We start from the raw sequence: 8,802 nt of genomic DNA, 5'->3' as shown, positions 1-8,802 counted from the left end.
GCCTGAAGCGCATCTCGTGCGGTAAGCCCCTCCCGCAGGCGGGAGGGGTTTGGGGAGGGAAGGCCACAAGCGAAAAGCGAAATGAGCCCCACCCCGTTGCCATCCTGTTCCAACAAGCCGATATCCCGAAAGTGACCGCGCTCCCCCACCCCGCCCTGCATGCCAGCCATAGCGGCGTATGGATTTCCACCGGGGGAGAAACCCGCGCCGTCTCCCGCGGCGAGGCGATCGGGCTGGCGTCGGAAACCCCGGTCATCCTGCTCAATGCGCCGCTGATCGGACAGCGGCTGGGCTATGCCGAATTGTCGGGCCTCGACCTGTTGGAGCTGTTTGCCTTTCTGCGACCCGCGCAATTCGCGGTGCCGACCCCACATGGCTTGGCCCGTGCCTGCGGATTGCAGCCTCCGGAAACCGACGCGGACGTCGCGGCCTTTCTGCTCCGCGCGACCGAGACGCTGCTGGCGATGCCGGACGGCGCCTGGCCCGAGCGTGAAGGCGCATGGACCGCCGCGCAGAGCCTCGCCCGCCTCCGCTGGCCCTGGGCGCCGCTGATCGGCCCGCGCCTGACCCGGCCCGAGCGCAACGAGCGTTGGCTGTTCAGCGCGCTGCCTGAATGGGAGGAGGACGCCCCCCGCCCCGCCCCGCGTACCATCGACCTGCCGCCACAGGATGCCGAGGATCGCCTTCGCCATCTGACCGGCGAAGGCGCGGAGGAACGCCCCGGCCAGCGCGCCTATGCCGCCGCCGCGACCGCCGCTTTCGCACCGCGCAGCGTACGCGACACGCCCAACATGGTGCTGGCCGAAGCGGGGACCGGCATCGGCAAGACCCTGGGCTATCTCGCCCCCGCCAGCCTCTGGGCCGAGCGGGCGGGCGGCGCGGTGTGGATTTCGACCTATACCAAGGCGCTGCAACGCCAGTTGAGCGCGGAGACCGCGCGCCTCTTCCCCGATCCCGTGCTGCGCAAGGAGCGGGTGGTGACGCGCAAGGGGCGCGAGAATTATCTCTGCCTGCTCAATCTGGAGGATGCACTGCAAGGCGGATTCGCCGGACGCGCGGCGGTGCTGGCGCAGCTGGTCGCGCGCTGGGCCGCCTATACCAGTGATGGCGATATGGTCGGCGGCGACCTGCCCGGCTGGTTGACCACCCTGTTCCGCCGCAACGGTTCGGCGGCGCTGACCGATCGGCGCGGCGAGTGCGTCTATGCCGGGTGCCCCCATTATCGGAAATGCTTCATCGAGCGGGCGGCGCGCGCGTCGGTGCAGGCGGGTATCGTCATCGCCAATCACGCGCTGGTGATGGTCAATGCCGCGCGCGGCCGCGAGACACAGACACGACCAACGCGTTATGTCTTCGACGAAGGCCATCATCTGTTCGACGCGGCGGACTCGATGTTCGCGACGGCGCTGACCGGTGCCGAGACGATCGAGCTACGCCGCTGGATATTGGGCCCCGAAGCCGGATCGCGCGGGCGACGCCGGGGCCTTGCCGCGCGGCTGTCCGATGTCGCCAGCTATGACGAGGGCGGCAATCGCGCGATTGGCGATGCGGTACAGGCTGCCCATGCGCTGGCGAGCGAGGGCTGGCTCGGGCGACTGGCGGAGGGGCAGCCCTTCGGCCCGATCGAGACCTTGCTGGCTGCGGTCCGTGGTCTGGCCTTCGCGCGCGCCGAACAGCCGGGCGATGCGGGCTATGGGCTGGAGACCGAACTCGCCGACCCCTCGCCCGAACTGATCGATGCCGCCGGACCCGCCGCCCATGCACTCGATGCACTGCTGCGGCCATTGGTGACATTGGGCCAGCGGCTGGAAGCGGTGCTGCACGAGGCACCCGACTGGCTGGACGGGCAAGCCCGCGCACGGGTGGAGGGCGCGATCGCCTCCATCGCCTGGCGGGCGGAGACGGTGGGGGCGTGGTTGTCGCTGCTTGCGCGGATCGGCGGGCCGGTCGATCCCGATTTCGTCGACTGGCTGGCGGTCGACCGGGTGGAGGGGCGCGAATATGATGTCGGCCTGCACCGTCACTGGCTCGACCCCACCCGCCCCTTTGCCGAGATTGTCCTGAAGCCCGCGCATGGTGCGCTCGTCACCTCGGCGACGTTGCGCGCCGGGGGCGACTGGGACGTCGCGGAGGCGCGGACCGGTGCGCCGCATCTGGCACGCGCTCCCGCCCATTTCGTCGCGGAGAGCCCGTTCGATTATCCCGACCGTGCCGAGGTGTTGATCGTCACCGATGTGAAGCGCGGCGACATCCCGCAACTCGCCAATGCCTATGCGCGGCTGATCGATGCGGCGAAGGGCGGGACCTTGGGCCTGTTCACCGCGATCCGGCGCCTGCGCGGCGTGCATGGCCGGATCGCCGACCGGCTGGCGCGCGAGGGGCTGGCGCTGCACGCCCAGCATGTCGATCCGATCGACACGGGGACGCTGGTGGATATTTTTCGAGACGATCCCTCCGCTTCGCTACTTGGCACCGATGCCTTGCGCGACGGAGTGGACGTGCCCGGCGCCTCGCTACGGCTGGTGGTGATGGAGGGGGTGCCCTGGCCCAAGCCCACCGTCCTCCATGCCGCGCGCAAGCTGGCGGGGGGCGGCAGCGCCTATGACGACCGGATCGTCCGCGCGCGCATGGCGCAGGCCTTCGGCCGGCTGATTCGGCGGGCGGACGATCGCGGCGCCTTCGTGCTGCTGTCCGCCGCCATGCCGTCGCGGTTGCGCGACGCCTTTCCGCCGGGGGTGACGATCACCCGCGTCACCCTGGACGAAGCGGTCGCGCGCGTGGCGGCGCGGCTTTCCACCGACGCGCCGATAGGGCATGGGGGAAGCAACATCCTGCCAGCCGCCGCCACGGAGTTTCCGGTCCGATGAAGACGCTGACGTTGCTTCGCCACGCCAAGTCGAGCTGGGACGATCCGGTCTCGCGCGATTTCGACCGGCCGCTCAACGCCAAGGGCCGCCGCGCCGCCGCGATGATCGGGCGGCATCTGAAATCGCTGGACATGACGTTCGACCATATCCTCGCCTCCCCCGCCATCCGCGTCATGGAGACGCTGGATGAGGTCTGGAGCGGCTATGGTCGCAGGCTGGAGCCGGTGTGGGACAAGGCGCTCTACCTCGCCTCCGCCGCCAGCCTGCTGGACCGGGTCCAGGCGCTGCCCGACACGGCGGAGCATGTGTTGATGGTCGGGCATAATCCGGGGCTGGAGGATCTGGTGCTCGACCTGACGCTGGCGGGCGAACTGCGCGAGCGGGTGGAGGATAAGTACCCGACCGCGACGGTGGCGCAGATGACCCTGCCGATCACAAGCTGGAGCGAGGCGCAGCCGCATAGCGCGACGCTGGTGGCGTTCATCCGGCCACGCGATCTGGACCCGACGCTGGGGCCGGATACGCCGTGAGCAGCGACGGGGAGCATTGGACTTATGAGCAGTGGGTCGAGCAGACGGTCGATAAGATCGTCCATGTCGGCCTGACAACGCCCGAGGAGGATCGGGCCGACTGGCTTCGACTCCAAATCGGTCTCGCGATTGGCCAGGCATTGCGCCACGGTCGTTCGGGAAGGTCGGATAGCGATCCCGTCATTCCCTGAAGCTTTTCTGGCTACCACCCTTCCACTCGCTCCCCAACGCAAGCTGGAGAGGAACGGGCTACTTGCCTTCCAGCTTGGCCTTCAGACCCGCCAGCGCACCGAAGGGCCCGGCTTCGTCCTCGCTGATGACCCCCGCTTCCTTCAACACGGCGGCGGCGTTGGGGCTGCGCGGAAAGGGATCGAGCGACAGCGCCATGGTCTCCGCCGCCGCTTCGCCCAGGTCAATCGTGCCGCCTTCGATCTCGATCGTGTCGAGGGAATCCTCGGACAGTTCGATTTCCTCGTCACCGCCATGCCTGGAAGGCTCGACGAAGCGCAAGGCGACCGGCTCGTCCACCTTGGCGGGCACCGGGTCACCGGTCACCGAACAGGGCTGTACCACCGCGCCGCGCACCTTGCCGGTCACCAGAATGCCCGCCGCGTCGCGCCGGACGACCAGCTCCGCCGTCAGCGCGTCCACCGCGAGCAACCCGAACCGCCCGGCCAGTGCGCGGCGCTCGTCGCGGGTGGTCTCGATCGCTACGGTCTTCTCGCGCTCGCCGATCGTATCGATCTTTTCGGGGCGGCTCCATTCGGGGGTCACGGCAATTCTCCAAGGGTCAGGCGGGCAAGCGGCACGTCCGCCAGCCGATCATGTAGGGTACGAAGCGCCTCGCGAACATGGGGAACCGCCTGTCGGTCGGTCGGAGCCTCGCCGCGATACAGGTTGCGGACCAGCGCGGCGTCCATCGTCTCTGCCCCGCCCGCAAGCCCTTCGCGATAGGCGGTCAGGCGCCCCCCCAGCATCGCCATCATCCGGCCGATATGCTTGCCGACCACGATGTCGCCGATGCCGAGTTCGCGCAACTGCCCGTCCATGTCGGTAACGAAGCGCTCGGTGATCCGCGCCGCCGGGCCCGCGCCCTCGGGGCTGGCTTCCAGCCGGATCAGGACCAGCGAGAGCACCGCCGCGATCATGTCGAACCGGCCATCGACCGTATCGGGCACTGCGCCGTCCAGATACCAATGGGGTTCGCGCGCGCGCAGCACCACCGCATTGTAGAGCGGCAGCGCCGCGTCCCCGTCGCGGCCGAAATAGCGCGCGATCCCCTGCTTCAGCCAGCCCAAGGCCATGCGCCCCTCCCTGTCCATCACGCGACCAACGCCAGCGCGAATTGCTTGTATGCGCCTTTCCCTTGGCATATCGAGGGGGTGACGGTCGAGCGGATCGACCGCCTGTATACCCGCCTGTGCGGCCGATATCCCGGCCCGGAGATGATGATGAGCGTTTCTTCCACCCGTGCCCTCGGGCTCGGCCTGGCGATGGCCTTGGCCGCGTCCGCCTGTACGCCCCTGCGGTCGCATCAGGGTTATGTGGTCGATGTCGATCTCGTCAACTCGATCCAGCCGGGTGTGGATAACCGCCAGTCGGTGCTCCAGACGCTGGGCACGCCGACGATCAGCAGCCAGTTCGGCGGGACCGACTGGTATTATGTCGCGCGCGACAGCCGTAACCTGGGCTACAACCTGCCCAATCCGTCGTCGCAGATCACCTTGCAGATCAGCTTCGACCAGGCGGGCAACGTCACCACGATCCGCCGGGCGGGGCTGGACCAAGTCGCGGACATCTCGCCCTATGGCAAGACCACCCCGACGCTGGGCCGTTCGCGCGGTTTCTTCCAGGATCTGTTCGGCAATATCGGCGCGGTCGGTGCTCCCGGCGCGGGCGCCGGTGCGCCGGGTACCGGCGGCGGCGGACGTACGCGTCCGTAAGGGCTGAACCCCAAGCAATTCCCACTTCCATTCGTACTGAGCCAAGTCGAAGTGCACGTCCTGCTCTTCGGTAACGGAGTCCCGTGGCCCCTTCGGCTGCCTACCAAGGCAGGCGCTCAGGACAGGCTTCGACTTCGCTCAGGCTGAACGGATGATTGGGAGCCCCCCGTTTGGCCGCGTCGCGTGATAAGCATCGACGCGGCCGTGCCGTGCTTGGGTCGGCACGATCCCGAAAGGGGATGGGATCGGGCCTGCTAACGCCCCAAATGCGAAATGGGTTCGCAAACGGGCCTATTTCCCGTCGGCGAACCCATCGATCCGTAGCGTCGGCGGGGGATGAAGCCCCCTGCCCTTACTGGTTCATCGAGTCGAAGAAGTCCTCGTTGGTCTTGGAATTCTTCATCTTGTCGAGCAGGAATTCCATCGAGTCGATCGTGCCCATCTGCATCAGGATGCGGCGCAGCACCCACATCTTGGACAGCTTGTCCTTCTCGACCAGCAGCTCTTCCTTGCGGGTGCCCGACTTGCCGACATCCATCGCCGGGAAGATGCGCTTGTCCGCCACCTTGCGGTCGAGGACGATTTCCGAGTTGCCGGTGCCCTTGAACTCTTCGAAGATGACCTCGTCCATGCGGCTGCCCGTGTCGATCAGCGCGGTGGCGATAATCGAGAGCGAGCCGCCCTCCTCGATGTTGCGCGCCGCACCGAAGAAGCGCTTCGGCCGCTGGAGCGCGTTGGCGTCGACACCGCCGGTCAGCACCTTGCCCGACGAGGGCACGACGGTGTTGTAGGCGCGGCCCAGACGGGTGATCGAGTCGAGCAGGATGACGACATCCTTCTTATGCTCGACCAGACGCTTGGCCTTTTCGATCACCATTTCGGCGACCTGGACGTGACGCTGCGCCGGTTCGTCGAAGGTCGAGGACACGACCTCGCCGCGCACCGAGCGCTGCATGTCGGTGACTTCTTCCGGGCGCTCGTCGATGAGGAGGACGATCAGGAAGACTTCGGGGTGGTTGTCGGTGATCGCCTTGGCGATGTTCTGCAACATCACCGTCTTACCCACGCGCGGGGGTGCCACGATCAGCGTGCGCTGGCCCTTGCCCTGGGGCGAGACGATGTCGATGACGCGCGCCGACTTGTCCTTCTGGGTCGGGTCGGCGGGGTCGAGGATCAGCTTCTGCTCGGGGTAGAGCGGGGTAAGGTTGTCGAAATTGACGCGGTGGCGGACGGCCTCCGGGTCATCGAAATTGACCGAGGTCAGCTTGGTCAGCGCGAAATAGCGCTCGCCGTCCTTGGGGGCGCGGATCTCGCCTTCCACCGTGTCGCCGGTGCGCAGGCCATGCTTGCGGACCTGGTTGGGCGAGACATAGATGTCGTCGGGTCCGGCCAGGTAATTGGCTTCGGGCGAGCGCAGGAAGCCGAAACCATCGGGCAGCACCTCGATCGTGCCCAGACCCATGATCTGGTCGCCCTGCTCCGCCTGCTCCTTCAGGATGGCGAACAGCAGGTCCTGCTTGCGCAGCGTGGACGCGCTCTCGACCCCCAATTCCTCGGCCAGTTGCACGAGGTCGGCGGGGGTTTTCTTCTTCAGGTCTTTCAGATGCATGATCGGTCCGGATGGTCGGAGGGCGTCGGTCGGCGATGATCGCGGCGAAACGAGGCTGTCGATAAGGAAGCGTACCCGACGCGAGGACCGCGCCGTACGAGACCGGAGTTAGGATCGGGGGGAACCCAAGTCAATGGGGAAAGGGTGTGTCCGAAGTGAGACTCACGCCACTCCCGCAGGCGGGAGGGGATGGGGGAGGGAAAGCCGCGAGCGTTGGTCTCGGTGAGACTCCCCGCCCTCCCCCAACCCCTCCCGTTTACGGGAGGGGAGAAGAAGACGGGTCTACGTCCTTGGCCGACGAGCAATCAGAACGGCTTGATCACCACCAGCACGACGATGATCGTCGCGGCCAGCGCGGGCACCTCGTTGATCATCCGCAACTGCTTGCCGGTCAGCCTGTTTTCCCCCCGGGCCAGCTTCTTGGAATAGCCGACCATCCAGCCATGATAGCCCGAGAGCAACAGCACGAAGGCAAGCTTGGCATGGAGCCACCCCAGCCCCGGCACGCCTGAGAACACCCCCAGCGACGCCGCCAGCAATAGCCCCAGCACCCACACCGCGATCATTGCGGGCGTCAGGATGATACCACGCAGCTTGCCCTCGCGCTCGACCCAGCGGGCCGCGTCGGCCGCATCGCCCGCGACCAACGCCTCCTGATGATAGACCAGATAGCGCGGCATCATGAACAGCCCCGCCATCCAGAAGATCACGAAGATGATATGCGCCGCCTTCACCCATTCATAGGCGGCCCCCAAGAGTCCGATCATGACGCGCTCCGTACGCGGGCGATCAGCCGCTCGACATGCGCGATCGGCGTGTCGGGCAGGATGCCGTGGCCCAGGTTGAAGATGTGCGGCCGCTCGGGGAACGCCGCCAGGATGCGATCCACCGCGTCGTCCAGCGCCCCGCCCCCGGCGATCAACGCCAGCGGATCGAGATTGCCCTGCACCGGCAGGTCCTTGGGCAGATAGGTGTCGGCCCAGACCGGATCGACCGTCTCGTCCAGCCCGACCGCGTCCACCCCCGTTTCGCGGGCATAAGCGGGCAGCTTGCCCCCTGCGCCCTTGGGGAAGCCGATCACCGGCACGCCGGGGCAACGCGCCCGGAAGCCCTCCACGATCGCGGCATTGGGGGCGATCACCCATCGCTCGAACTGCGCCGGGGACAGCGATCCCGCCCAGCTGTCGAACAGCTGCACCGCCTCGACCCCGTTCGCCACCTGCCCGGCCAGATAGTCCACGGTCATCGCCACGATCGCATCGATGATCGCGCCGAACCCTTGCCCGTCGGCATAGGCGAAACGCCGCGTCTCGCCCTGGTCCTTGGACCCCTGCCCCGCCACCATATAGGTCGCGACCGTCCAGGGAGAGCCGGCAAAGCCCAGAAAGCCGGTCTGGGGCGGCAATTGCGCCGCGACCCGTGCGACGGTGGCATAGACGGGGTCGAGACGCTCGGGGACGCGCGTGAGGGCATTCAGCGTCGTATCGACCAGCGCAGGGGTCAGACGCGGCCCCTCCCCCGGTCCGAAGCTCAAATCCTGGCCCAAGGCCCAGGGAACCATCAATATGTCGGAGAACAGGATCGCGCCGTCGAAGCCGAACCGCCGGATCGGCTGCACCGTCACCTCGGCCGCGGCCTCCGGATCGGTGGCCAGCGCCAGAAAGCCCCCCTTCTCCGCCCGCAGCTCGCGATACTCGGGCAGATAGCGTCCGGCCTGCCGCATGAGCCACATCGGCGGCACCGCCTGCCGCTCGCCCCGCAACACGGCGAGCAGGGGCTTTCGAATCGAAACGTCGGTCAGGAGACCCCCCTTCTTCTATTAAAGAAGATTCTAAGAATGGATTGTTGAAGTG

Annotated in this window: 8 protein-coding genes; 3 read left to right on the top strand and 5 right to left on the bottom strand. The window is 67.3% G+C overall.

The genetic code is table 11. The annotated features are described in order from the left end of the window. The first annotated feature begins 131 nt into the window (after positions 1 to 131). Both OXQ33_RS15025 and OXQ33_RS15020 read left to right on the top strand, forming a co-directional pair. Entirely contained in the window at positions 132 to 2,867 is a 2,736-nt protein-coding gene (locus tag OXQ33_RS15025; protein WP_267435498.1) for an ATP-dependent DNA helicase, read from the top strand. Further along, positions 2,864 to 3,397, top strand: a complete 534-nt coding sequence (locus tag OXQ33_RS15020; RefSeq protein ID WP_267435497.1) for a histidine phosphatase family protein — start codon at positions 2,864 to 2,866, stop codon at positions 3,395 to 3,397. Before OXQ33_RS15025 ends, OXQ33_RS15020 begins: the two co-directional genes overlap by 4 nt. Before the next feature lie 249 nt (positions 3,398 to 3,646). Here OXQ33_RS15020 and OXQ33_RS15015 read toward each other — a convergent pair whose 3' ends face one another. Together OXQ33_RS15015 and OXQ33_RS15010 are read right to left on the bottom strand one after the other, a co-directional pair. Beyond that, positions 3,647 to 4,171, bottom strand: a complete 525-nt coding sequence (locus OXQ33_RS15015; protein ID WP_267435496.1) for a DUF177 domain-containing protein — start codon at positions 4,169 to 4,171, stop codon at positions 3,647 to 3,649. Next, positions 4,168 to 4,701, bottom strand: a complete 534-nt coding sequence (locus tag OXQ33_RS15010) for a ubiquinol-cytochrome C chaperone family protein (protein WP_267435495.1) — start codon at positions 4,699 to 4,701, stop codon at positions 4,168 to 4,170. The genes OXQ33_RS15015 and OXQ33_RS15010 overlap by 4 nt, the downstream gene beginning before the upstream one ends. 141 nt (positions 4,702 to 4,842) lie before the next feature. On the opposite strand from OXQ33_RS15010, the gene bamE reads away from it, so the two are divergent. After that, entirely contained in the window at positions 4,843 to 5,340 is a 498-nt protein-coding gene (bamE, locus tag OXQ33_RS15005) for an outer membrane protein assembly factor BamE (protein ID WP_267435500.1), read from the top strand. A 352-nt stretch (positions 5,341 to 5,692) separates the two neighbouring features. On the opposite strand, the gene rho is transcribed toward bamE, so the two are convergent. The 3 genes from rho to hemE form a co-directional block, all read right to left on the bottom strand. Then, positions 5,693 to 6,949, bottom strand: coding sequence for a transcription termination factor Rho (gene rho, locus OXQ33_RS15000; RefSeq protein ID WP_007405231.1), 1,257 nt, complete (start codon positions 6,947 to 6,949; stop codon positions 5,693 to 5,695). 305 nt (positions 6,950 to 7,254) lie between these two features. Next, a complete protein-coding gene (locus OXQ33_RS14995; protein WP_267435494.1) occupies positions 7,255 to 7,716 on the bottom strand; it encodes a CopD family protein in 462 nt (153 codons plus the stop codon). Further along, positions 7,713 to 8,735 (bottom strand): uroporphyrinogen decarboxylase, encoded by a 1,023-nt coding sequence (gene hemE / locus OXQ33_RS14990; RefSeq protein WP_267435499.1) that lies wholly within the window; start codon positions 8,733 to 8,735, stop codon positions 7,713 to 7,715. The genes OXQ33_RS14995 and hemE overlap by 4 nt, the downstream gene beginning before the upstream one ends. Between the last annotated feature and the right edge of the window lie 67 nt (positions 8,736 to 8,802).

Origin of the sequence: Sphingomonas sp. GM_Shp_1, assembly GCF_026540895.1 — a bacterium.
Taxonomy (GTDB): Bacteria; Pseudomonadota; Alphaproteobacteria; order Sphingomonadales; family Sphingomonadaceae; genus Sphingomonas.
This window is presented reverse-complemented; position numbering and strand designations above follow the sequence as displayed.

What these genes read in the sequence shown, in the direction of transcription:
- OXQ33_RS15020 (WP_267435497.1), top strand. Translation starts at nt 2,864, where the DNA reads ATGAAGACGCTGACGTTGCTTCGCCACGCCAAGTCGAGCTGGGACGAT.
- OXQ33_RS15010 (WP_267435495.1), bottom strand. Translation starts at nt 4,701, where the DNA reads ATGGCCTTGGGCTGGCTGAAGCAGGGGATCGCGCGCTATTTCGGCCGC.
- bamE (WP_267435500.1), top strand. Translation starts at nt 4,843, where the DNA reads ATGATGATGAGCGTTTCTTCCACCCGTGCCCTCGGGCTCGGCCTGGCG.
- rho (WP_007405231.1), bottom strand. Translation starts at nt 6,949, where the DNA reads ATGCATCTGAAAGACCTGAAGAAGAAAACCCCCGCCGACCTCGTGCAA.
- OXQ33_RS14995 (WP_267435494.1), bottom strand. Translation starts at nt 7,716, where the DNA reads ATGATCGGACTCTTGGGGGCCGCCTATGAATGGGTGAAGGCGGCGCAT.